The following is a 22,806-nucleotide window of genomic DNA, read 5'->3' as shown; positions in this document are numbered from 1 at the left end:
TCGCGAAACGGACAGATCGCGTCGGGTGGGCGCGGGAGTCAGCGCCAGTAGAGGTGGTGCGCGGAATCGGCCTGCACGCGAGCGACGTGCTGACGGGGCGTGAGTCCGAACCTCTCTTTGAAGCTCGCGGAGAAGGCGCTGGTCGTGGCGTAGCCGCACCGGTGCGCCGCGGCGCCGATGGGGGTGCCGTCGACGATCAGGCGGGCGCCGAGGGTCATCCGCACCCCGGTGCGCCAGCGACCGAACGTCATGCCGACGTCGTTCTGGAAGATGCGCAGCACGGTGCGCTCATGCAGGCCGTGGGCGAGGAAGAGCTCGCCCGCGCTGCGCGGGTCGCCCGGATCGTCCAGCACCGCCTGCACCAGGGCGCGCACACGCTCGTCGGTGGGCAGCGGCACTTCGCCCCAGCCGTCCAGTGCCTCAGGAGCCGGCTGCTGCAGCATCTCGATCAGAGTGGACTGGATGCGCACGCGCAGATCGGTGGGCATGTCGTTGATGCCCAGATGCAGCAGCATCTCCTGCACGGCCCGTGGCACGAGGATCCGTGTGATGTCAACGATCGGCGTGATCGCGGAGGTGGCGGGCAGGTAGGTGTAGCAGCCGACGGAGTCCCGCTCGTGATGCGCCGTGTGCGGCGTCCGTGCGGGGATCCACACGCCTTGGCCCGGGGCGAGGCGCCACATCGCGTCCTGCAGGTGCACCCACACGGTGCCGCGATAGCACCACGCGAGCATCGCGTCGGCGTGGGAGTGCGGAGGGGAGAGCGGGCGGGTGCCGGTGTCCTCCCCGGTGACGACCCCTGTTCCCATGAGGTACGGCGGGACCACGGTCGACGCGAGCTCCGGGCTCGCGTCCCAGTCGTCCCGCCGGTATGAGTTCATCGTGCTGCGTCGCTCGCGCTCGCCAATCGTGCCTCGATCGGCGACCAGCCGCGCTCCAGGATCGCGAACCCGGCGTCGAGCGTGCCGAGCTGGTCGTCCGTGTCGTTCACGAGCAGCTGCATCTGCAGGATGAAGCGGGAGTAGACGCGGATCTCGGCGGTGGGCTCGGGCAGTCCGAGCTCGTCGGCGATCGCATCCGAGAGGGCGTCTTCGTGGCGGAGCCACATCCGCGCCGCGTAGTCGCGCAACGCCGGTGTCTCGTTCAGGAACTTCATGAAGATGCGGGTGACGTCGTCGCCGTGCTCATCGACGTTGGCGCGGAGCTCCGTGGCGTAGAAGTCGTGGATCGCGCGGTTGATCGTGCTGCCCGTGGGTCGATCGCGTACGGCGGAGACGAGCCGGTCGCGCTGCTCGTCGTCCTCGTCGAAGACCAGCGCCTCCTTCTGCGGGAAGTGCGCGAAGACGGTGGTGGGGGAGACGTCCGCGGCATCCGCGACTTCCCGGATGCTCACGTTGTCGAAGCCGCGCTCGAGGAACATCATCGTCGCGACGTCGGAGATCGCCTTGCGGGTCGCAGCCTTCTTCCGCTCGCGGCGCCCCATCGGCTCGGTGCTGGTCATGCCTTCAGCCTATCGCGCACTCGATACAAAACTGGCTTGACACCAAAACTGGTATCGATACACTTTCGGTATGACTTCACTTATTTCTTCCCCGCGCGGCGTGAACCGCGCCTGGGTCATGCTCGTCGTGCTGACGATGCTCACCGTCATCGGGATGACCGTCGTCCTTCCCGTTCTTCCCTTCGTCGTGCTCCAGTACGTCTCGGAGGAGAAGGATCTCGCCATCTGGGTCGGCATCCTCGAGGCGGTCAACGGGCTCTGCGCCTTCCTCGTCGCGCCGTTCCTCGGACGTCTCTCCGACCGTTTCGGACGACGCCCCGTCATCATCGGCGCTGCGTTCGGCGCCGCCTTCTCCATGGCACTCTTCGGCATCGGCGGTGCTCTCTGGGTGCTGGTGCTCGCCCGCGTCATCCAGGGCCTGACCGCCGGTGACATGCCGGCACTGTTCGCCTACCTCGCCGACATCACGCCACCGGAGCAACGCGCCAAGCGATTCGGTCTGCTCGGTGCTCTCACCGGTATCGGCATGATGCTCGGCCCCGCGCTCGGCGGTCTGCTCGCAGCGGTCAGCATTCAGCTCCCCGTGTTCGTCACGGCCGGCGTCGGTCTCGTGATCGCGATCCTCAGCATCTTCCTGCTCCCCGAGAGCCTCAAGCCCGAGAACCGCGTCCCCCGGATCGCGCTGCGCGAGATCCAGCCGTTCGGCGTCTTCAGGGAGGCCTTCGGCCGCAAGGAGCTGCGGGGCCTGATGATCGCCTTCGGCATCCTCGCGCTTCCGTTCGGGTTCTTCGTCAACAACTTCAGCGTGCTCGCGTTCGACGCCATCCAGTGGGGTCCGACGCAGATCGGGCTGCTGACTGCGGCCGTCGGCATCATCGACATCCTGATCCAGGGCGTGCTGCTCGGCATCCTGCTCCCGCGCATCGGCGAGCGCGGCGTGATCGTGAGCGCCATCATCGCGCAGATGATCGGTCTCATCGGTCTCGCTGTCGTGGCCTCGGTCTTCGCCCAGCCGTGGGTCTTCATCGTCGGCGCGCTCATGCTCGCCGCCGGTCAGGGTGCATCGACGGCCGCGATGGACGGCGCGATGTCGAACGCGGTCGGCGACGACGAGCAGGGCTGGCTCGGCGGGGCGACGCAGTCGCTGACCGCGGCCATGAACACCGCGGCCCCGCTGATCGCCGGAGCGCTGTACGTCACGGTCAGCCACGCGGCTCCGTACTGGCTCGGGGCCGCGCTCATGGTGGTCGCGGCGGTGGTGGTCGCTCGCGCGCACATCGCCAACACGGCGAAGGTCGCGCCGAACGAGGCGCACGTCGAGCGGGCGGACGCTCTCGCCTGAGCCCCGGCTGGCCGCCGGGGCAGTGAGCGGAGGATGATGGATGCATGCCCTCCGCCCACCGTCCCGGCTTGCGCGTCTCGGCCGGGGTCACGATCCCCGAGTCCGAGCTCTCGTGGCGGTTCTCGCGGTCGTCCGGTCCCGGCGGACAGGGCGTGAACACCGCGGATTCCCGCGCCGAGCTCGTGTGGGATGCCGCAGCCTCGACCGCCCTGTCTCCGGCGCAGCGCGAGCGGCTCCTGGAGCGCCTCGATGGCCGCCTGGTCGACGGCGTCCTGACGGTCGCGGCCTCCGAGCATCGCGCGCAGCTGCGCAACCGGGATGCCGCGCGGGAGCGGCTCGTGGCCCTGGTGGCCGAGGCGCTGCGCCCGCCGTCCCCGCCACGTCGCCCGACGAAGCCGAGCCGCGGCTCGAAGGAGCGTCGGCTCAAGGCGAAGCAGCGACGCACCGACGTCAAGCAGCTGCGTCAGCGCCCCCGCGATTCCTGAGGCCGGCATCCGGCGCGGTCACACCCGCCCCGTTCCCGGCGCGACGTACAGGATCATCCGCGACCTGCAGGGCGAAACGGGGGGTGGATGCTCCTGCATCTCGCACTTCTCCTGCACGTCGCGTGTGGCAGCACGTGCCCCCGCTCACCCGACCCGGTCGCGGTCAGTCCTTGTCGCCGCCGCGCACCAGCTCCAGGCCTGCACCCGCGAACTGCCGCAGCGTCGCATCCGGCAGGAAGGCACGCGTCAGCGCCCCGCCGATCCGGGTGAGGTCGCTCTCGTCGCGGAACAGCAGATACATGGTCTCGTAGCGCGGGTGGAACTTCTGCTTGAACCGGTGCAGTGATCCGAAGCCGTAGACGGGCTCCAGTGCCTCGGCGAGCCGATCGCTCAGCGCCGCGATCACTCCCGCGTCCGGCGGATAGTCGTGCGCGAGCGGCGCGCCCGACAGTGACATGATCGCGGCGCCCTCCTCCGAGAACTGCTGCGCCGACGATCCGATCAGGTACTCCATCACCGGGCCGAAGCCCCCCTCGCGGCGCCGCATCAGGTCGAGCGTCCAGCCGCGCACCGCGCCGCCCTCGCCGTACACCGGGAGCCACGAGAGGAAGCCGTCGACGTCGCCGTTGGGCGCGAGCGCGAGCGCGAGTCGCACCTCGGGGTCCTCCGCCTCCTCCAGCGTGCCCAGCGTGAAGCGCATCTCGGGCAGGTCCTTGTCGCCGACCCACGCCTCGGAGATCGCACGCAGCTGCTGCTGCACGCCCCACGATTCCGACTTCAGGTGCGTCATGCGGAAGGTCATGTCCTCGCGACCCGCCTTGTTGAGCGAGGTGCGCACGGAGTTCCAGCGCTTTCCGGTGAAGGTCAGTCCCGGTAGGTCGACGATCGTGTCGTCGGCGACCACGATGCTGCGCCAGGTCGGCGGGACGGCAGCGCGGGTGGCCTCATCCGCGCTGAAGAAGCAGGGGACCAGCCCCGCAAGCTCGGCGTCGCGGATGAAGTCCTCGACCGCAGTGGCCCGCAGCGGGGCCGGGCCGATCGGGTCGGCGAGAGCCAGCGCCACGCCGTTGCGCCGCTGGTACGCGAGGATGCCGCCGTTGGTGCGCGCGTAGCTGTTGCCGTCCCACGTGGTCATCCACGACAGCGTCCCGCCGCCATGCGTGCGCAGCTCGGTCTTCGCGTCGTCGATCGTGGGCGGCGGTTGGATGCCCAGAGGGGAGCGACGCTTGGCGCGGAATGCGCGGCGCACCCATACGAGGTAGACGATCATGATCAGCCACAGGAATCCGTTGGCCATCACGAGCTCGGTCTCGCCGTCCCAGTGCAGATCGAGCTCCGCCTGGCTGGTCAGGATGATGAGAGTGAGCACCAGCGCAGCACCCAGCAGGTTGTACAGACCCAGCAGGATCGCGAGCACCCAGGCGAAGCGTCGTCCCCGACGCAGGCCGTTGACCAGCACCAGGATCACGACGAGGTCGATCGCGAGATCGATGAAGCCACCGGAAGCGGGATCGGTCGGGCCGAAGGGACCGTCGGTCGCGACGAAGGTCGTGATGAGCTCGACCGCGCCGAGCACGAGGATCGCGACCACGGCGATGAGCCGCTGCTCCCGCACAGTGGTGCGGCGCACGCGCAGAGACCGGTCGACCACCAGGATCAGCAGCACCGCGAGCAGATGCTCGAGGTCGGCGACCTTGCCCCAGAACAGCATCGCGATGAAGACGAACCCGAGCAGGATCAGCCAGCCGCGGACCCGCCAGGGAGGGCGGAAGAGGCCGACTGCTGCCGCGATGCAGGCCATGGTGCCGCCGGATGCGCCGACGTCGAGCGCCTGCGCCTGCGTCGCGGCCCACGCCCAGGGGAACTGAGAGAGCGCGAGCAGCAGGAGTGCGGTGGCGAAGATCGCGAAGAGCTGACCGATCCAGTAGTACGCGAGCGCCACGCGCGAACCGCGTCGGAACTCCAGGTACGCCATGCCCCAGAATCCGGAGATGGTGAACACGTACACCCAGGGCTGGTTGACGAAGAACGTGCCCGTCAGCGGCGTCCACCACTTGCCGTCGGCGAGGTTCGGCAGCCCGTACGCCACGGTGCGGAACAGAGCCGTGTCCTCGAACGGGGCCCACAGACCGTGCCAGATCACGCCCACTGCCACGATCAGCAGCACCATCGACAGCGTCGCCGGCATGCGCCTCGCGATGGAGAGCACGCGGTTCGGCGTGTGCGTTCGCGCCTCGGTCATGCGCTCAGCGTAGCGAGGGTGGCGGCACATCCGCCCTTCTTCGAATGCGCCGCTCGGAACGCGGCGCGAGCCCTGTCGGTGCCGCAGCGGGCACCGACAGGGAGGCCGGACTCAGCCGTTCACGGCCTTCTCGATCGCCTGCTCGAGGTCGTCCCACTCCTGCAGCACCACGGGCTCGCCGTCGATGAAGAACGAGGGGGTGCTGCTCACGCCGAGCTTCTCGCCATCGGCCTTGTCCGACTCGACGCGCTGGCGCGTGGCGGGGTCGGCGATCGCGGCGTCGTACGCAGCCATGTCGAGACCGAGGTCCTCGGCGAACGCGCGGAACACGGCCGGGGTCTCCTCGGAACCCTCGCCCCACTGCGCCTGAGTCTCGAACAGGCGGTGGTACATGTCCTCGAACCGGTCCTGCTGGGCTGCGGCCTCCGCGGCCAGTGCGGCCTGGGTCGAGTTGATGTGGCCGGGGAGCGGGAAGTACCGCACCACGTAGGTGATGTCGCCGGCGTAGGTCTCGCGGAGCTCCTCCACGATCGGGTAGAAGGCGCCGCATGCCTCGCACTCGAAGTCGAGGAACTCGACGACCGTGACGGCATCCGCACCGCCCTGATCGAGCACATGCGAGTCGGCACGGACGGTCTGCAGCTTCTCTCCGGCCTGCGGCTCCGGTGTGGCAGCGCGCTGGTTGATGGCGAAGACGATGCCGACGATCAGCAGGACGATGGCGACGGCGATGGCGATCAGGGTCGCCTTGACAGGGGTTCTCATAGGGGTCTCCAGGTACGGGTGCAACGACAGGGGAAGGGTGCCGCGGGCGGCGGCTCGTTCGACGCGGTCGTTCAGGTACGGGAGATCGAGAGCTCGATGAGGGTGAGAGCGGAGGGGATGCGCTGCGGTCCCGCGCGCACGAGCGGCACCGTCCTGGTTCCTCTTCCCGCGAGAACACCGCGGCCGCGCGCGAGCACACGGCGAAGCAGGAGCACGAGCGCCACACCGCAGAGCACGGCGATCACGCAGAGCGCGGCATCCGATGACAGCACGTCCACAGCGGCGCCCTCGTCGTGGTGCTCGGCCCCTGCGGCGGCAGCCGGGGCGGAGGCTCCGGGAGCCAGACACAGGGTGGCGTGCACATCGGCGTCACCGCGCGACGTCGACCAGGCGCCCACGACGAGCAGGAGCGCGAGACCGAGGGCCGTGACGATCTTCGCCAGCAGCATCTGCTCGGTCCGCGCTCGCAGCGGAAGATGAAGGAGCGAGAGCGGCATTTCCCGCGCAGTCTAGCAACGGCGCGTCGGTGCGGATCGGGAGGCGGACCCGGCTCCTGTCGACCCGCCTAGACTGGAAGGGTGGCGAGACTACTGATCGTCGGCGGCTTCCTCGCCGCCGTGTTCTGGGTGTTCAGCATCGTCGACTGCGCTGTGCAGCCGGCGACGCGGCATCGTGGTGTGCGAAAGCCCGTGTGGTTGGTCATCGTGATCCTGATCCCGGTCATCGGCGGGATCCTCTGGTTCGTGATCGGACGTCGCCGCGCCGATGATCAGGGCGTCCCCCGGGTGCTCGCTCCGGATGACGACCCCGCGTTCCTGCGCAGCATCAGCAAGACCGAGCAGGACGCCCGCATCCGCCGTCTCGAAGAGGAACTCGCCCGCCTGGACGACGAGACCGACGAAGGTCCGGCGCCGGAACCTCGCGCGTGACCACGTCTCCCGCCTCCGAAGCCGCGGCGTCGCTGATCGCCGAACTCATCGCCCATGGCGTGCGCGATCTCGTCCTGTCGCCGGGCTCGCGCTCCCAGGCGCTCGCGCTTGCCGCGGTCCGTCGGGCCGACGAGGGTCTGCTCCGCGTGCACGTGCGCATCGACGAGCGCGTCGCCGGGTTCACCGCCCTGGGCATCGCGCGCGAGACCGGACTCCCTGTCGCCGTGCTGTGCACCTCGGGGACCGCGGCAGCGAACCTCCTGCCCGCGGCCATGGAAGCCTTCCACTCCGGTGTGCCGCTGCTGCTGTTGACAGCCGACCGCCCTCCGGAGTTGCGGGGCGTCGGCGCGAACCAGGCCACCGCGCAGCCGGGGATGTTCTCGTCGTGGGCGCGTGAAGAGATCGATGCGCCGGTCCCGGTGGTCGGTGACGAGTGGTCGGCCCTGGCAGGGCGCGTCGTGTGCGTCGCTCTCGGCGCCGACGCGGCTCGTGGTCGTGCCGGAGTCGCCGGCCCTGTGCACCTCAACCTGCCGTCGCGTGAGCCGCTATCCGGTGGGGTCTCCACGCCCGACGCGATCCCCGGGCCGCCCCCCGTGATCGTGGCGGGCGAACCGCTCGTGCTGGAACGAGGGCCACGCACGGTGGTGATCGCCGGGGCGGATGCCGGAGCCGGTGCGGAGGAGCTCGCGCATGCCGGCGGCTGGCCGTTGATCGCCGAGATCGTCAGCGGAGCGCGGTTCGGGCGTCAGATCGTGCACGGCTATCGCGGGCTCCTGCGCCGCGACGACCTCGGCGGTCGCATCGAGCGCGCCGTGGTGCTCGGGCATCCCACGCTCAGCCGCGAGGTCACGGCACTGCTCTCCCGTCCGCACGTCGATGTCGTGGCGGTTCGGCGAGGCGGCGAGCAACTCGATCTCAACCACCGCACTCGCGCGGCGGCGTCCGTGGTCGTCGCGGACGGCACCCCCGATCGGGAGTGGCTCGGCGCTTGGCTCGAAGCCTCTGCCGGGGCGGTCGTCGACCTCAGCGAAGCGGCTCCCGACCAGGACGGACTCTCCTCCACGCACTTCGCCGCTCGACGCGACGCCGTGCGTGCCGAGCTCGACGCGGTGCGCCGGCCGTTGGATCGGGAACTGCTCGTCGACTCGGTGTGGCGGGCCACGTGGCCGCACGACCGCCTGGTGTTCGGGTCCTCGCGGCTGGTCCGGGTGGCCGATGCCGTGCTCGGCGGCAAGAAGGTGCCGGTGCACGCCAACCGGGGTCTTGCGGGCATCGATGGCACGATCGCGACCGCAACCGGCATCGCGCTGGCGAGTCAGGCGGACGGCACGCCCGGTGTCACCCGGGTGCTGCTGGGCGACCTCGCCTTCCTGCACGACGTCGGCTCGCTGCTGCTACCACCGGACGAGATCGAGCCGCGGCTGCAGGTCATCGTCGGCAACGACGGAGGCGGCACGATCTTCGATTCGCTCGAGGTCGCGAGCTCCGCAGCGCCCGCCGATCTGGACCGCGCCTTCTACACTCCGCACACCGTGCGACTGGAGCACCTGGCCATCGCCTACGGCTGGGAATACCAGCGGGTGACCACTCGCACGGCGCTCGACCAGGTACTCACCACACCTGGCGGCGGCCGTCAGCTCATCGAGGTCCCGCTGCCGCGCTGACGCCACAGGTGCGGAACCGGCCGAGAGTAGGCAGGATGAGCACATGACGAATGCGCGCCGCTGGGCAGACATCCTCCGTGTCGACGAGGGCTTCCGTCTCGCGGACGTCGACCCCGAGAGCACGCCAGGCTACGAGCACGGCAAGGCGCAGGGGGCCCTCGACCTGGAGAAGGGGCTCGGTTCGCTGAACACGCTCCAGGAACGGCTGTTCGCCGAGAGCCGCGCCGGGGTGGCGCAGGACGCCGTGCTGCTGGTGCTGCAGGCGATGGACTCGGCGGGCAAGGGCGGCATCGTGCGGCACGTCGTCGGAGGCGTCGATCCGCAGGGCGTCGCGCTCGCGGCGTTCAAGGCCCCGACTCCCGAGGAGCGGGAGCACGATTTCCTGTGGCGCATCGAGAAGCGCCTCCCCGAGCCGGGGTTCATCGGCGTGTTCGATCGCTCGCACTATGAGGACGTGCTGATCGGCAAGGTCCGCGCACTCGCCGACGCCTCCGAGATCGAGCGCCGCTACGAGGCCATCAACGCGTTCGAGGCGCAGGTCGCGGCATCCGGCGTGCGCATCATCAAGGTCATGCTGCACATCTCGCCCGACGAGCAGAAGGCACGCCTGCGCGAGCGCCTCGAGCGGCCGGACAAGCACTGGAAGTACAACCCCGGCGATGTCGACGAGCGCCTGCTGTGGCCGCAGTACATGGAGGCGTACCAGACAGCCTTCGACCGCACCTCGACCGAGGTTGCGCCGTGGCACGTGATCCCGGCGAACAGCAAGTGGTACGCGCGGCTGGCCGTGCAGGAGCTGCTGCTCGCGGTGCTGGAGGACATCGATCCGCAGTGGCCGGTCGCGGAGTTCGATGTCGAGGCTGAGAAGAAGCGCCTCGAGGCGAGCTGACCGCCGAGCCCCGCCTCAACTCAGAACGATCGGCCTCGCTCGCGCCGGAAACGGCGGATTCGGTTGGGTTCGGTTCCGTTGCGCCTGAGTCGTGGAGGTCGCGTCCCCGGCTCCCGGACCGATTCAGGCCAGCGCGTCGACCAGGGGGCGGAACTTCACGCGCGTCTCGAGCAACTCGGATTCCGGGTCGGAACCCGCGACGATCCCCGCCCCGGCGTAGGCGGTGACGTGGATGTCGTCCGCTCCCGCCTCGAACTGCGCGCACCGCAGTGCGATCGCCCACTCGCCGTTGCCCTCCGCGTCCACCCAGCCGACCGGCCCGGCGTAGCGGCCGCGGTCGAAGGGCTCGAGCTCGCGGATCACACCGATCGCGATGGTGGTCGGGGTGCCGGCGACCGCGGCGGTCGGATGCAGGGCGCCGATCAGGTCGAGCGCAGACTCGCCTTCCGCGAGCTCCCCCTCCACATCGGTCGCGAGGTGGAACAGGTTCGGCAGCTTGAGCAGGAACGGCTGTTCGCTCGCCGCGAGGGCCCGCGTGTGCGGGCGGAGCGAGGCGAGCACGCTCTGCACCGCGTACTGGTGCTCGTCGAGGTCCTTGGTGCTCGAGGCCAGGGCAGCAGACACGGCGGTGTCGGCATCGGCATCGGCCCCGCGCCCGGCCGTGCCGGCGAGCACCCGCGCCGTGACGGTGCGGTTCTGCACCGTCACCAGGGTCTCCGGGCTGGCGCCGATGAGCCCGTCGACCGCGAACGCCCACGTGTCGGGGTAGCCGGTCGAGAGCGCCCGCACGAGACGCCGCAGGTCGGAACCGGCCGGGATCGTGCCGGTGAGGTCGCGCGCGAGCACGACCTTGCTCAGCTCCCCCTGAGCGATGCGCCCGAGCGCCTGGCGCACCGAGTCCTGATAGCCCTGCGGACTCTGCGCCCCCGGACCGACCGTGCCGGCCCAGTGCGGCCCATACGGCTGGTCCTCGGCGACGACGGGGTCGGGGGCGTCCGCGGCGCGGATCGTCGTGCGCCAGAAGGTATGGCCGTGTCGTCCGATGACCTGCGAGGGGATCACGAGCACGCTGTCGGAGGCGGATTTCTCGTCGAAGGCGAGCGCGCCGAAGGCGACCAGTCCGGTGCCGGGAAGGCCGACAGGGTCGTCGATCCGAGCTCCGGACGCCAGGTGGCGCCACGCCGTCGCGAGCGCGGAACTGCGCAGTCCGGTGGAGCCGGTCGACGCACGCAGCTCGCGCAGCGGCTCACCCACCGCGACGATGCCCTCGCCGCGTCGCAGCCAGGCCAGCGGTCGCGCGGGGTCCGCCGCGGCCAGAAGATCCTCGACCGGATCGATCTCTCGGGTCTCCACGACCAGCGTGCTGCTCACTGCTCCAGCCTAAGACTCGGGGCTGGGGGCGGGACGCCATCGCGCACAGCGCGTCGCTCTAGGGTGGGCGGATGAGTGACGCACGTCCCGCAGCCGGTGCCGAGATGATCTTCCAGTGGCGCAAGTGGGACGACTCGCCGCACTGGCGGCACGAGTGCGTGTACCTCGGTGCCGACCAATGGGGCGATTGGCTCGGCCAGCCCGTGGGCTGGAGAAGCGCGCGACCCGGAGCCGCCTTCGTGGCCGCCGGGCCCAACGTGACGCTCGTCCCGCCGGAGGGCGACTTCGCGCTCACCGTCAACCGTGACCATCCCAAGGGCATGCGCATCTACATCGACCTCGGCTACGACGTGCGGTGGTCGGATGACCCCCTGCTGGCCACCGGCATCGACATGGACCTCGACGTCGTGCGGGTCGAAGGCGAGCGCGGCACCTGGGTCGACGACCGCGACGAGTGGGCGGAGCACAGCATCCGCTACGGGTATCCCGCCGACGTGATGTCGCGGTTGGAGGCTCTCGCCCTGGACCTCGAAGACCGGGTCCGACAGCAGGTGGCGCCCTTCGACGACGCCACCGCCGACATCTGGCTCGACCGGCTCGAGGAGCGGGGGCTCGCGCCCAGGTCATGACACCTACACTGGATCAGGTGACCCCGAACGAGCCCAATCGCGCCGATCTCGGCAAGGACCCCGCCCGCGTCAGCGGCATGTTCGACCAGGTCGCGGCCGGCTACGACCGCACCAACACGGCCATGACCTTCGGCAACGATGCACTGTGGCGTGCCGCCACGACCCGCGCCGTCGCCCCGAAGCCGGGGGAGCGGATCCTCGATCTGGGGGCCGGCACCGCCTCGTCGTCCGCATCGCTCGCGCGCAGCGGCGCCCAGGTCGTCGCCGCGGACTTCTCGCCTGGCATGCTCGCCGAGGGCCAGCGCCGCCACGGGGCGATGCGCAACCTCTCTTTTGTCGAGGCGGATGCCACGAACCTGCCCTTCGGCGACGCCGAGTTCGACGCCGTCACCATGTCGTACGCGCTGCGCAACGTCAGCGACCCGCGCCAGGCGCTGCGCGAGCTTTTCCGCGTGACCAAGCCGGGCGGACGCCTCGTGATCAACGAGTTCTCCACTCCTCCTGGCACGCTGTTCCGCAGCGTCTACCGCTTCTACAACGCGAAGGTCCTGCCGCGGGTGGCCCGCGTCGCCGGCACGAACGGCGATGCGTACGACTATCTGAACGAGTCGATCCGCGACTGGCCCGACCAGAAGAAGCTGTCGGCCTGGATCCGCGATGCGGGCTGGACCGACGTCGCGTACCGCAACCTCACGTTCGGCATCGTCGCCCTGCACCGTGCGCGCAAGCCGGAGTAGTCGCATGGACGTCTCACCGCTTCGCGACGACGGTAGGCTGGGGTCGTGACTTCGAGCCGCGTAGCCCCGGGTTCGCGACTGGCGAGCCGTCTCGGTTTCAGCGACCGTGTCTTCATCGGCCCTGCCGCGAGGCGGATCGCCCAGTCCATCGAAGACGGGCTGGAGCTCGTCGAGACGGGACTGGCGGAAGACGTGCGCGTCGCCGATCCGCTGGCCGACGCTGCCAGCCGCTATCTGTACGAGGCCGGGGGCAAGCGCATCCGGCCGGTGCTCACGCTGCTCGCCGCGCAGCTCGGCGACGGCAACACCGAGGCCGTGATCGACGTCGCCAAGGCGCTGGAGATCACTCACCTCGGCTCGCTGTACCACGACGACGTGATGGACGGCGCCGACCGCCGCCGCGGCGTGCCCGCCGCGCACGCGGTATGGGGCAACAACATCGCCATCCTCACCGGTGACATCCTGTTCTCGCGGGCGAGTCAGCTGATGTCGCGCCTCGGTGAGCGGGCCATCCGGCTGCAAGCCGACACCTTCGAGCGCCTGGTGCTCGGACAGATGCACGAGACCCTCGGGGCGCAGCCCGACGACGACCCGATCGAGTTCTACATCCAGGTGCTGGCCGACAAGACCGGCTCCCTGATCGCCGCGGCGACGCAGGGCGGCGTGATCTTCTCGAACGCACCGGCCGAATACGAAGAGCCGCTGCGCGTGTACGGCGAGAAGATCGGAGTCGCGTTCCAGCTGCTCGACGACGTGATCGACCTGTCCGCCAAGCCCGAGGACACGGGCAAGGTGCCGGGAACGGACCTTCGCGCCGGTGTGCCGACCATGCCCTACCTGCTGCTGAAGGCCGAGTCCGATGCGGCTTCGGTCGAGCTCGCGGCACGCATCGACGACGGAGTCGCCCGCATCGCCGACGGCGCCGATCCCGCGATCCTGGACGGACCGCTCACCGAGCTGCGAGACCACGCGGGGACGCAGAAGACGCTGACACTCGCGCACACCTGGACCAAGGATGCGATCGCCGCCCTCGCCCCGCTCCCGCGTGGCACCGTGCGCGACGCGCTCACCCGTTTCGCAGAGACCCTCGTCGAACGCTCCAGCTGACGACGGCGCGGCCTCCTCGGCTGCGCGCGGAGGAGGCGACGGCACACGAAAGGACCCCCCTATGACCAAGCTCAGACTGGCCATCGTCGGAGCAGGGCCCGCCGGCATCTACGCCGCCGACATCCTGCTGAAGGCCGAGCGCAGGTTCGATGTCTCCATCGACCTCTTCGAGCAGCTCCCCGCGCCGTACGGTCTGGTCCGCTATGGGGTCGCCCCCGACCACCCACGCATCAAGGGCATCATCACGGCGCTGCGCGACGTGCTGGACCGCGGCGACATCCGCCTGTTCGGCAACGTCCGCTTCGGCGAGGACATCACTCTCGAAGATCTCAAGCGCCACTACAACGCGGTGATCTTCGCGACGGGAGCGATCCGCGACACCTCCCTCGACATCCCCGGCATCGATGCGGTCGCCTCCTACGGGGCAGCCGACTACGTGAGCTGGTTCGACGGTCACCCCGACGTGCCGCGCGAGTGGCCGCTGGATGCCGCCTCCGTCGCCGTGCTGGGCAACGGCAACGTGGCGCTCGACGTCGCCCGCATGCTCGCGAAGCACGCGGAGGACCTCCTCGTCACCGAGGTCCCGGCCAACGTCTACGAGGGACTCAAGGCCAGCGAGGTCACCGACGTCCACGTCTTCGGACGCCGGGGACCGGCGCAGGTGAAGTTCACGCCGCTCGAACTGCGCGAGCTGGGTGAGCTGCGCGATGTCGACATGGTCGTCTACGACGAGGACTTCGACTACGACGATGCGTCGAAGGATGCCGTCGCCAGCAACAAGCAGGTCATGGTCATCGACCGGGTGCTCCAGTCGTGGCGCAAGCGCGAATCCGTGAACAACGCGGGCGGAACGGCCTCGCGCCGACTGCACCTGCACTTCTGGGCGCGCCCCGTCGAGGTCCGCAAGGATGACGCCGGTCGCGTCGCGGCCCTGGTGTACGAGCGCACCCGGCCTGATGGCCAGGGTGGAGCCATCGGCACCGGCGAGATGCGCGAGGTGCCGATTCAGGCGCTGTACCGCGCGATCGGGTACTTCGGTTCGCCGCTGCCCGGCGTACCGTTCGACAAGAAGCACGGCGTCATCCCCAACCGCGAGGGGCAGGTGCTCGCGAAGGACTCGAACCAGCAGATGCCGGGCATCTACGCCACGGGTTGGATCAAGCGCGGTCCGGTCGGGCTCATCGGACACACCAAGTCCGACGCGATGGAGACCGTGCGGCACATCATCAACGACCAGGGCTCCTGGTGGCGCCCGGAGGACCCCTCGGAAGAGGCGATCCCCGCGCTCCTGGAGGAGCGCGGCGTCACCTGGACCGACCTCGACGGCTGGCACCGGCTCGACGAGCATGAGATCGCACTCGGCGCTCCCGAAGAGCGTGCGCGCATCAAGGTCGTGCCGCGCGACGAGATGGTCCGGGTCTCCCGCGGCGAGTGAAGAACAGGTCCTGACGGGCCTGCCGCCCTGTCGTCGCGTTTCCCTCGGCTAGCCTGGCGGCATGGTCGATTGGACTCCGGACGTGCTCGGCGACGAGTTCGAGCAGCTGACGCTCGACCTCGGCGAAGACGATCAGGGTCCGGTGGTGGCGACGCTCGTGCGGGCGCTGCCGAGGCCGCTGCGCTGGTGGGAGCGCCTCGCCGGTACCAGCCGTCCGCTCGAGAGCGTCGACGTGCTCTACATCCATGGCTGGTCGGACTACTTCTTCCAGAAGCGGTTGGCGCGCTTCTGGACGTCGCGCGGTGCACGGTTCTTCGCGCTCGATCTGCGCAAGTACGGCCGCAGCCTACGCCAGGGGCAGACGCCCGGGTACATCACCGATCTGCGCACTTACGACGAAGACATCGCTGCGGCTCTCGACGCGATGGGACGCGGTGCCGACGGCACGGGCACGACGCGGAAGCTCGTGCTCCTCGGCCACTCGACCGGGGGATTGACGCTGAGCCTGTGGGCTTCCCGGCATCCGGATGCCGCCGATGCCGTGGTCCTGAACAGCCCGTGGCTGGAGTTCCAGTTCGCGTCGGTGCGCTCGGCGATCGCGCCGATGGTCGAGCTGACGGCGCGGCTGCGTCCGCTCGAGGTCGCACCCCAGGTGGATCTCGGCTTCTACACGCGGGCGCAGCAGGAGGTCCTCGATCCGGACGATCCGATGGAGATCAACCTGGAGTGGCGTCCGGTGCAGAGCATGGCGGTGTACGCCGGATGGCTCAGCGCGATCCTCTCGGGGCACCGCACTGTCGCGTCCGGACTCTCGATCGCCGCGCCGGTGTGCGTGCTGCTCTCCGCGCGCTCGGCGACTCCGACTCGCTGGTCCGATGACCTCACCAGGGCGGACTCGGTGCTCGTCGTGGATGACATCGCGCGCGCGTCGCTCAAGCTCGGCTCGTCCGTGACGGTCGAGCGCATCGACGGCGCACTGCACGACATCTTCCTCTCACGGCACGAGGCGCGGGAGGACGCGTATCACCGGCTCGCGACGTGGGTCACCGGGTGGCGCGCGACATGGTGAGCGTCGCTCAGACGTAGTACATCGCTCGGGCGAGCCGCTCCGCCTCGTCGGCATCGCCGCGGAGGATGGCGGCACGGAAACTCGCGTACGTCGTGTGCATGCGTTCCCGATCGTCGCGAGGCACTCGCCAGTCGCGCAGGTTGCGGAACAGCGCGACCTCGGCATCGTTCATCAGCGACATGTGCTGTGTGTTGCCGCTGTGATCGCTCAGGTACGAGAACACCGCCCACCGGCTCTCGGAGGTGCCCTCATCGCCCTCCAGCGCGGTGTGCATGTCGTCGACGAGCTTCGCCAGGTGCGTGCGCTGGATCGCCGTGATCCGGGGGAGGCCCATCCGGGCCGAGATCCCCGCCTGGTAGCCCGCGAACACGCGGGTCTGCTCGACGATCTCCTCCGTCACGATCGTGACCTCGGTGTACCTGCTGGGGTACATAATGACGAGGCCGAGGCGCTCCAGCCGCTGGAGCGCCTCGCGCACAGGCGTGCGCGACACGTGGAACTCCTCGGCGACCTCGACGTCGCGGATCCGGTGCTGCGGCGGCAGGACGCCGTCGATGATCTGCTGGCCGATGTGGTGGAAGACCTCATCGGCCAACAGCTGCTTGCTCTCCCCGATGCTCTTGGATTCCGTGATGCTCATGGAACTGCCCCCAGTTTTGTCCTTCTGTTCCCGCGCACCCCATGAATCTTCGCCCGGGAGGGCAACTACATCATGAATCGTGCGCAGTGCCAATACCCGAACGGTGGACGCACAGGATGCGCGACCGCTCTGTGGCCGGTGGGCGCCTGAGGCACCCGCCGGCCACGGACGACGCGTCCACATGCGGCTGCCGGTTCCCGTTCCCCACAGGGCCGGTTCCGTGATCCCGAGACCGCGAAGCCGAAGTGCGGCAGCGCGGCATGTGACTCCGCGTCGTCGGCCGCCTCCGGTTGCGGCCTCATACAGTCTTGGTGATAGCGACCCGTATATCGGTATGCTATTCCTCGGATTGCGGCTATTCGCCGGGTGCGAGCCCCCAAACCCCCAGTTCGGGGGATGCGGTGGCGGACCGAAAACATGAACTGGCCGCGTCGACCTCACTGCTAGGCTCGTCCCATTCCGAGACGCCCCGGTTTCGGCCCCCGAGATCGCATCGTTAAGGATGTCCCATGACTGAAGAGTCCGTCGTCCCCGCTTCCCGCGCCTCACTGTCACGCCGCACGGTCCTCAGCGCCGGCGCCTGGTCGATCCCGGTGGTCGCCGCCGCGGTCGCCGTGCCGCTGCACGCGGCCAGCGTCGCCACCGGCGCGATCAACGCAGACGGGGTCGTGCTGACGTTCCCCGATGCGAACCTGGGCGGAAGCTCCGAGCTCTCCCTGAGCGGTCAGATCACCTTCTCCTCGGCGACCACCGCACCGACGAACGTCACCGTGACGTTCACGTGGGCGGGTGCGGGCGACAACGCGGGAACGGACGGCATCTGGGTCTACGCACCTGACAGCACCATCGACGGATGGACCTTCGTGCAGGGTGCACCGAACGACGGACTCTATCCCGCAGTCATCCTCCAGACCACCGTCGCGACCGGCACCACGCAGGTCCCTGTCGTCTCGCGACGTCTGGGCAGCACATCGAACGCCATCATGTACGGCGAGGAGACGCCGATCGGCGGCTTCGCCGCATACGACGGTGCCTACACGATCCGCTTCTCCGCGCCCGGTTACACGGATGCCGAGATCGTCGTCCCGTACACGCAGGTCTTCCCGGACTGACACCGACGTGACTTCGCCTCCCGCTGGCTGGTGCGTGCGGGAGGCGAAGTGATGTCCGGGGGCGGCGGTGCTTACCGGTAGTTGATGAACTGCAGGTCGACGTCGAGGTCGGAGCCCTTGAGCAGCGCGATCACGGCCTGCAGGTCGTCGCGACTCTTGGACTGCACGCGCAGCTCGTCACCCTGGATCTGGCTCTTGACGCCCTTGGGGCCCTCGTCGCGGATGATCTTGTTGATCTTCTTCGCGTTTTCGGAGGAGATGCCGTCCTTGATGGTCGAGACGATGCGGAACTCCTTGCCGCTGGCGAAGGGCTCGCCCGACTCGAGGCTCTTCAGCGAGATGCTGCGCTTGATGAGCTTCGACTGGAAGACATCCAGCACGGCCTTGGCGCGTTCCTCGGAGTTGGCGATGATCAGGATCTGCTCGCCGCTCCATGCGATCGACGCACCGGTTCCCTTGAAGTCGTAGCGCTGCTCGATCTCCTTGCGGGCCTGGTTGAGGGCGTTCTCCGCCTCCTGGTGGTCGACTTTCGAGACGATGTCAAAGGAACTGTCAGCCATACAGGCAGTGTACCGAGCCTGGCCGCGTGCCGCCCGTCTGGAAACGCTTTCACTCGGCGGCGGGCAACAGATCGGCATCACAGCTTGATATCGAAGGGATGGTCCATTGCGATTCGAGCGGAACTCATTGCATACTGTAAGCGCTTGCAGTATCGCAGGCCATCAGCACTGAGAGAGGCACACACCAATGAAGGTGAACAAGAGGGGCATCGTCGCCGCAGGCGCCATCGCCATCGTTTCCACTCTGTCGCTTGCCGGCTGCTCCACCGGGACCAGCAGCGACGACTCCTCCGACAGCGGCAGCGCCAGCACGCTGACCGTCTGGGTCGACGCCGAGCGCGTCGATGCGCTGCAGGGTGCGGCCGACTCCTACCAGGACAAGACCGGCGTCAAGGTCGAGCTCGTGGGCAAGTCGGTCGACGACATGAAGGACGACTTCATCCAGCAGGTCCCGACCGGCAAGGGCCCCGACGTCGTCATGGGCGCACACGACTGGCTGGGCGAGCTGTCGACCAACGGTGTCGTCGCGCCGATCGAGCTCGGAGACAGCTCCGCGGACTACCTGCCCGTCGCACTGCAGGCCGCCACCTATGACGGCACGGTCTACATGCTCCCGTACGCGGTCGAGAACATCGCGATCCTGCGCAACGCCGACCTCGTCCCCGACGCCCCCACCAGCTTCGACGACATGGTGTCGAAGGGCACCTTCGTGGTCGAGCAGGGCGCAGAGGGCAACCCGTACCACCTGTACCCGTTCCAGACCGCGTTCGGCGCCCCCGTCTTCGGCACCGACGAGTCGGGCAGCTACGACTCCACCGACCTCCAGCTGGGCAGCGAGGGTGGCTTCGCCTTCGCCGACTGGCTCGCCGCGCAGGGTGCAGCGGGCACGCTGAACACCGACATCGACGGCGAGATCGCCAAGCAGCAGTTCCTCGACGGCACCGCAGCCTTCTGGCTGACGGGTCCGTGGAACGTCGGAGCTGCCAAGGACGCCGGCATCAACGTCGCGATCGACCCGGTGCCGAGCCCCACGGGTGAGACGGCCTCGCCGTTCGCCGGCGTGAAGGGCTTCTTCGTCAGCGCCGAGTCCAAGAACAAGGTCGCCGCGAACGACTTCCTCGTGAACTACCTCGGCACCGAAGAGGTGCAGCTCGAGCTCTTCAAGGCGGGCAACGTGCTTCCCGCCCTCACCGCGGCAGCGGACTCCGCGGCATCCGACCCGATCATCGCCGGCTTCCAGGCCGTCGGCGCCGACGCGGTCCCGATGCCCGCCATCCCTGCGATGGGATCTGTCTGGCAGTACTGGGGCGTGGCCGAGGCCGCGATCATCAACGGCGCGGACGCGAAGTCGACGTGGCAGAAGCTCGTCGATGACGTGACCGCCGCGATCAAGTAACACCTCACGTACCGACCCTGCCGGGGTGGGCGCTGCGCGCCCGCCCCGGCAGAACCCTGACGAGGACGAGATGACAGACACCGTCGAGCCCACGGCTCCTCTCACGAAGCGCCAGCGACAGGCCGCCAAGATCGCGGAGGCGGCATCCAGCCCGATCGGCTGGTTGCTGCTGAAGATCCTGCTGCTGGCCGTCGTCGATGCCATCGCGGTCTACGCGGCATTCGTGCTGTATATGCACCAGGAGTGGCTCATCCTGGCCTTGGTCATCGCGGTCACGGTCTTCGTCAACTACATCTACTTCTCCCGCCGGCGGGTACCGGCGAAGTACCTCACTCCCGGCATCATCTTCCTGGTCGTGTTCCAGGTCTTCACCCTGCTGTACACGGGGTACATCGGCTTCACGAACTACGGCACGGGGCACAACGGGTCCAAGGGCCAGGCGATCTCCTCTCTGCTCGCCTCCGCGCAGGAGCGGGTGGAGGACTCCCCGACCTACCCGGTGACCGTCGTCGAGCAGTTCGGCACCTACGGCCTGCTGGTGACCGACCCCGATTCCGGCGATGCGCTGCTGGGCACGGCCGACCAGCCGCTGCAGCAGGTGCAGGCCGAGTTCGACGGCGGCAAGGCGGTCGCGGTCGACGGATGGACGACGCTCCCGCTCGCCACGGTGTTCACGCTCTCCGAGCAGCTCGAGAACCTCGCCGTGCCGTTCAGCGACGATCCGAACGACGGCAGCCTCCGCGCTCCCGACGGACAGAGCGGATACCTGTACGTCTCGACGCTCGAGTACGATGCCGACGCAGACGCGATCACCGACACCCGCACCGGAACGGTATACGCCGACATCGGCACCGGGGCCTTCACCGCCGAGAACGGTGAAGAGCTTCTCCCCGGCTGGCAGGTCACCGTCGGCTTCGACAACTTCGTGCGCGCCGTGACCGACGCCTCGATCCGCGGCCCGCTCATCTCTGTGACGATCTGGACGTTCGTGTTCGCGATCATCTCGGTCGCCACGACGTTCTTCCTCGGCCTGCTCCTGGCGCTGGTGTTCAACAACACCCGGATGCGGTTCCGCAACGGCTACCGCATCATCATGATCCTCCCGTACGCGTTCCCCGCCTTCCTCTCCGCGCTGGTGTGGGCGGGAATGATGAACGAGAGCTTCGGCTTCATCAACCAGGTCATCTTCGGGGGAGCGGACATCCCGTGGCTCACCGACCCCACGCTCGCGAAGGTCTCGATCCTCATCGTGAACCTGTGGCTCGGGTTCCCCTACATGTTCCTGGTCTGCATGGGAGCACTGCAGGGCATCCCCGAAGACGTGAACGAGGCGGCCGTGATGGACGGTGCGAACCCCTGGCAGGTGTTCCGACGCATCAAGCTGCCCCTGCTGCTGGTGACGGTCGCGCCGCTGCTGATCTCGTCGTTCGCCTTCAACTTCAACAACTTCAACCTGATCTACATGCTGACCAACGGCGGCCCGCGCTTCAGTGACGTGTCGATCCCGGTCGGTCACACCGACATCCTGATCTCGATGGTCTACAAGGTGGCCTTCACCGGTCAGACGCGCGACTACGGTCTCGCGTCCGCGTTCACGATCCTGATCTTCATCGTGGTGGCGACGATCTCGATCATCAGCTTCCGCAAGACCAAGGCCCTCGAGGAGCTGAACTGATGAGCACCATCGACACCCCCGTGCGCCGGCGCAGCGTCGGAGCCTGGTTCGCCGACACCGGATGGCGCCATGTCGTCGGCATCGTGGTGAGCGCATTCGCTCTGTTCCCGCTGCTCTACGTCGTCTCGGCGTCGCTGAACCCGAAGGGAACGCTGACCGGATCGAACCAGCTGTTCTCCGCGATCGGCATCGACAGCTACGTGCGCATCCTCACCGATCCGCAGAACCCCTATCTCCGCTGGTTCGGGAACACGCTCCTCATCGCGCTGGTGACCGGGGCGGTGACCGTCTTCATCGGCGCCTGCGCCGCATATGCGTTCTCGCGCATGCGTTTCGCCGGACGTCGGGTGGGACTGGTCACGATCGTCGTCGTGCAGATGTTCCCGCAGCTCCTGGCCGTCGTCGCGATCTTCCTGCTGCTGTCGACGCTGGGGGACTGGTTCCCCGCGATCGGGCTGAACACCCATACCGGCCTGATCCTGGTGTATCTCGGCGGCGCGCTCGGCGTGAACACCTACCTCATGTACGGCTTCTTCAACACGATCCCGAAGGAGCTCGATGAGGCCGCGCGCATCGACGGCGCCGGCCACGCCCGCATCTTCTTCACGATCATCCTGCGCCTGGTCGCTCCGATCCTCGCTGTCGTGGGGCTCCTGTCGTTCATCGGCACGGTCAACGAGTACGTGATCGCGAGCGTCATCCTGATCGAGCCCGAGCAGCAGACGCTGGTCGTCGGTCTCACCAAGCTGGTCGCCAACCCGCGCTACGCCGACTGGTCGGCCTTCTCCGCCGGCGCGGTGATGGCGGCGATCCCGGTGATGATCCTGTTCCTGTTCCTGCAGAAGTACATCGTCGGCGGTCTCACCGCAGGGGCCACCAAGGGGTGAGACAGGATGGCACTAACGTGCCACGCATGCTACCTTGTGATGCATGACAGCTGACATCGGCGCGCAGATGCGTAAAGGGGTGGTCGAGTACTGCGTGCTCGGGCTGCTCTCGCGCGAGCCGATGTACGGCTGGCAGCTGGCGGACGCGCTCACGCAGGCGGGCCTGATCGCCAGCATCGGCACGCTCTACCCCCTGCTGGGCAGGCTGAGGGACAACGGCTGGGTCAGCACGTTCGACCTCCCCTCGGAGAGCGGGCCGGTGCGCAAGTACTACCGGCTCACGGATGCCGGAATCGAGCAGCTCGCCCGGTTCCGTGCGCAGTGGGCCCCGTTCGCCCGTGTCGTCACTGGCATCGTCGGAGAGGGATGAT

The 22,806-nt window shown here is 68.6% G+C and carries 23 protein-coding genes; 15 read left to right on the top strand and 8 right to left on the bottom strand.

Annotation, left to right across the window (positions count from 1 at the left end; translation table 11 throughout):
• Nucleotides 1-38 precede the first annotated feature (38 nt).
• Nucleotides 39-881, bottom strand: a complete 843-nt coding sequence (locus KZC51_RS16690; protein WP_247631126.1) for a helix-turn-helix transcriptional regulator — start codon at nucleotides 879-881, stop codon at nucleotides 39-41.
• Nucleotides 878-1,501: a TetR/AcrR family transcriptional regulator gene (locus KZC51_RS16685; RefSeq protein WP_247631125.1), complete on the bottom strand. Its 624-nt coding sequence runs from the start codon at nucleotides 1,499-1,501 to the stop codon at nucleotides 878-880. Before KZC51_RS16685 ends, KZC51_RS16690 begins: the two co-directional genes overlap by 4 nt.
• 70 nt (nucleotides 1,502-1,571) lie before the next feature.
• On the opposite strand from KZC51_RS16685, the gene KZC51_RS16680 reads away from it, so the two are divergent.
• Together KZC51_RS16680 and arfB are read left to right on the top strand one after the other, a co-directional pair.
• Nucleotides 1,572-2,843, top strand: coding sequence for an MFS transporter (locus tag KZC51_RS16680; protein WP_247631124.1), 1,272 nt, complete (start codon nucleotides 1,572-1,574; stop codon nucleotides 2,841-2,843).
• 44 nt (nucleotides 2,844-2,887) lie between these two features.
• Nucleotides 2,888-3,328, top strand: coding sequence for an alternative ribosome rescue aminoacyl-tRNA hydrolase ArfB (arfB, locus tag KZC51_RS16675; RefSeq protein ID WP_247631123.1), 441 nt, complete (start codon nucleotides 2,888-2,890; stop codon nucleotides 3,326-3,328).
• A gap of 163 nt (nucleotides 3,329-3,491) precedes the next feature.
• Here the strand turns inward: arfB and KZC51_RS16670 are convergent, their stop codons facing one another.
• The 3 genes from KZC51_RS16670 to KZC51_RS16660 all read right to left on the bottom strand — a co-directional run bounded on the left by KZC51_RS16670 (nucleotide 3,492) and on the right by KZC51_RS16660 (nucleotide 6,832).
• Nucleotides 3,492-5,570, bottom strand: coding sequence for a bifunctional lysylphosphatidylglycerol flippase/synthetase MprF (locus tag KZC51_RS16670; protein WP_247631122.1), 2,079 nt, complete (start codon nucleotides 5,568-5,570; stop codon nucleotides 3,492-3,494).
• A gap of 111 nt (nucleotides 5,571-5,681) precedes the next feature.
• Complete coding sequence (locus tag KZC51_RS16665; protein ID WP_247631121.1) at nucleotides 5,682-6,335, bottom strand: DsbA family protein; 654 nt, start codon at nucleotides 6,333-6,335, stop codon at nucleotides 5,682-5,684.
• A gap of 71 nt (nucleotides 6,336-6,406) precedes the next feature.
• Nucleotides 6,407-6,832 (bottom strand): hypothetical protein, encoded by a 426-nt coding sequence (locus tag KZC51_RS16660; protein WP_247631120.1) that lies wholly within the window; start codon nucleotides 6,830-6,832, stop codon nucleotides 6,407-6,409.
• 81 nt (nucleotides 6,833-6,913) lie between these two features.
• Between KZC51_RS16660 and KZC51_RS16655 the strand changes: the two genes are divergently transcribed.
• The 3 genes from KZC51_RS16655 to KZC51_RS16645 are packed head-to-tail and all read left to right on the top strand — an operon-like array spanning nucleotide 6,914 to nucleotide 9,817.
• The gene (locus tag KZC51_RS16655; protein ID WP_247631119.1) at nucleotides 6,914-7,264 is read left to right on the top strand and encodes a PLD nuclease N-terminal domain-containing protein; all 351 of its coding nucleotides are present in this window, start codon (nucleotides 6,914-6,916) and stop codon (nucleotides 7,262-7,264) included.
• On the top strand, nucleotides 7,261-8,928 hold the full coding sequence (menD, locus tag KZC51_RS16650; protein WP_247631118.1) for a 2-succinyl-5-enolpyruvyl-6-hydroxy-3-cyclohexene-1-carboxylic-acid synthase: 1,668 nt from the start codon (nucleotides 7,261-7,263) through the stop codon (nucleotides 8,926-8,928). The genes KZC51_RS16655 and menD overlap by 4 nt, the downstream gene beginning before the upstream one ends.
• A 43-nt stretch (nucleotides 8,929-8,971) precedes the next feature.
• Nucleotides 8,972-9,817 (top strand): PPK2 family polyphosphate kinase, encoded by an 846-nt coding sequence (locus KZC51_RS16645; protein ID WP_247631117.1) that lies wholly within the window; start codon nucleotides 8,972-8,974, stop codon nucleotides 9,815-9,817.
• A gap of 123 nt (nucleotides 9,818-9,940) precedes the next feature.
• Here KZC51_RS16645 and KZC51_RS16640 read toward each other — a convergent pair whose 3' ends face one another.
• Nucleotides 9,941-11,188, bottom strand: a complete 1,248-nt coding sequence (locus tag KZC51_RS16640; RefSeq protein WP_247631116.1) for an isochorismate synthase — start codon at nucleotides 11,186-11,188, stop codon at nucleotides 9,941-9,943.
• 71 nt (nucleotides 11,189-11,259) lie between these two features.
• On the opposite strand from KZC51_RS16640, the gene KZC51_RS16635 reads away from it, so the two are divergent.
• The 5 genes from KZC51_RS16635 to KZC51_RS16615 all read left to right on the top strand — a co-directional run bounded on the left by KZC51_RS16635 (nucleotide 11,260) and on the right by KZC51_RS16615 (nucleotide 16,165).
• On the top strand, nucleotides 11,260-11,817 hold the full coding sequence (locus KZC51_RS16635) for a DUF402 domain-containing protein (protein ID WP_247631115.1): 558 nt from the start codon (nucleotides 11,260-11,262) through the stop codon (nucleotides 11,815-11,817).
• 17 nt (nucleotides 11,818-11,834) lie between these two features.
• Nucleotides 11,835-12,554 (top strand): class I SAM-dependent methyltransferase, encoded by a 720-nt coding sequence (locus KZC51_RS16630; protein WP_308194318.1) that lies wholly within the window; start codon nucleotides 11,835-11,837, stop codon nucleotides 12,552-12,554.
• Nucleotides 12,555-12,599: 45 nt separating this feature from the next.
• Nucleotides 12,600-13,661, top strand: a complete 1,062-nt coding sequence (locus tag KZC51_RS16625; RefSeq protein WP_247631114.1) for a polyprenyl synthetase family protein — start codon at nucleotides 12,600-12,602, stop codon at nucleotides 13,659-13,661.
• A gap of 61 nt (nucleotides 13,662-13,722) precedes the next feature.
• The gene (locus KZC51_RS16620; RefSeq protein ID WP_247631113.1) at nucleotides 13,723-15,096 is read left to right on the top strand and encodes an FAD-dependent oxidoreductase; all 1,374 of its coding nucleotides are present in this window, start codon (nucleotides 13,723-13,725) and stop codon (nucleotides 15,094-15,096) included.
• A 61-nt stretch (nucleotides 15,097-15,157) separates the two neighbouring features.
• Entirely contained in the window at nucleotides 15,158-16,165 is a 1,008-nt protein-coding gene (locus KZC51_RS16615; RefSeq protein ID WP_247631112.1) for an alpha/beta hydrolase, read from the top strand.
• A 7-nt stretch (nucleotides 16,166-16,172) separates the two neighbouring features.
• Here the strand turns inward: KZC51_RS16615 and KZC51_RS16610 are convergent, their stop codons facing one another.
• The gene (locus KZC51_RS16610) at nucleotides 16,173-16,805 is read right to left on the bottom strand and encodes a GntR family transcriptional regulator (RefSeq protein WP_247631111.1); all 633 of its coding nucleotides are present in this window, start codon (nucleotides 16,803-16,805) and stop codon (nucleotides 16,173-16,175) included.
• Nucleotides 16,806-17,314: 509 nt separating this feature from the next.
• Between KZC51_RS16610 and KZC51_RS16605 the strand changes: the two genes are divergently transcribed.
• The gene (locus KZC51_RS16605; RefSeq protein WP_247631110.1) at nucleotides 17,315-17,917 is read left to right on the top strand and encodes a hypothetical protein; all 603 of its coding nucleotides are present in this window, start codon (nucleotides 17,315-17,317) and stop codon (nucleotides 17,915-17,917) included.
• Between the two features lie 71 nt (nucleotides 17,918-17,988).
• On the opposite strand, the gene KZC51_RS16600 is transcribed toward KZC51_RS16605, so the two are convergent.
• Nucleotides 17,989-18,477, bottom strand: a complete 489-nt coding sequence (locus KZC51_RS16600; RefSeq protein ID WP_247631109.1) for a YajQ family cyclic di-GMP-binding protein — start codon at nucleotides 18,475-18,477, stop codon at nucleotides 17,989-17,991.
• A 187-nt stretch (nucleotides 18,478-18,664) separates the two neighbouring features.
• Here KZC51_RS16600 and KZC51_RS16595 point away from each other — a divergent pair, with 187 nt between their 5' ends.
• The 4 genes from KZC51_RS16595 to KZC51_RS16580 all read left to right on the top strand — a co-directional run bounded on the left by KZC51_RS16595 (nucleotide 18,665) and on the right by KZC51_RS16580 (nucleotide 22,805).
• On the top strand, nucleotides 18,665-19,873 hold the full coding sequence (locus tag KZC51_RS16595; RefSeq protein ID WP_247631108.1) for a sugar ABC transporter substrate-binding protein: 1,209 nt from the start codon (nucleotides 18,665-18,667) through the stop codon (nucleotides 19,871-19,873).
• Between the two features lie 70 nt (nucleotides 19,874-19,943).
• Entirely contained in the window at nucleotides 19,944-21,548 is a 1,605-nt protein-coding gene (gene malF / locus KZC51_RS16590; protein WP_247631107.1) for a maltose ABC transporter permease MalF, read from the top strand.
• Nucleotides 21,548-22,435 carry a sugar ABC transporter permease gene (locus KZC51_RS16585; RefSeq protein ID WP_247631106.1) on the top strand — a complete coding sequence of 296 codons (888 nt, stop codon included), beginning with the start codon at nucleotides 21,548-21,550 and terminating at the stop codon, nucleotides 22,433-22,435. The genes malF and KZC51_RS16585 overlap by 1 nt, the downstream gene beginning before the upstream one ends.
• Before the next feature lie 43 nt (nucleotides 22,436-22,478).
• A complete protein-coding gene (locus tag KZC51_RS16580; protein WP_247631105.1) occupies nucleotides 22,479-22,805 on the top strand; it encodes a PadR family transcriptional regulator in 327 nt (108 codons plus the stop codon).
• The last annotated feature ends 1 nt before the right edge of the window (nucleotide 22,806 follow it).

Origin of the sequence: Microbacterium croceum (assembly GCF_023091245.1) — a bacterium.
GTDB classification, from domain to species: domain Bacteria; phylum Actinomycetota; class Actinomycetes; order Actinomycetales; family Microbacteriaceae; genus Microbacterium; species Microbacterium croceum.
Note: the sequence above shows the minus strand (reverse complement) of the source record. Positions and strands in the feature narration are given on the sequence as shown.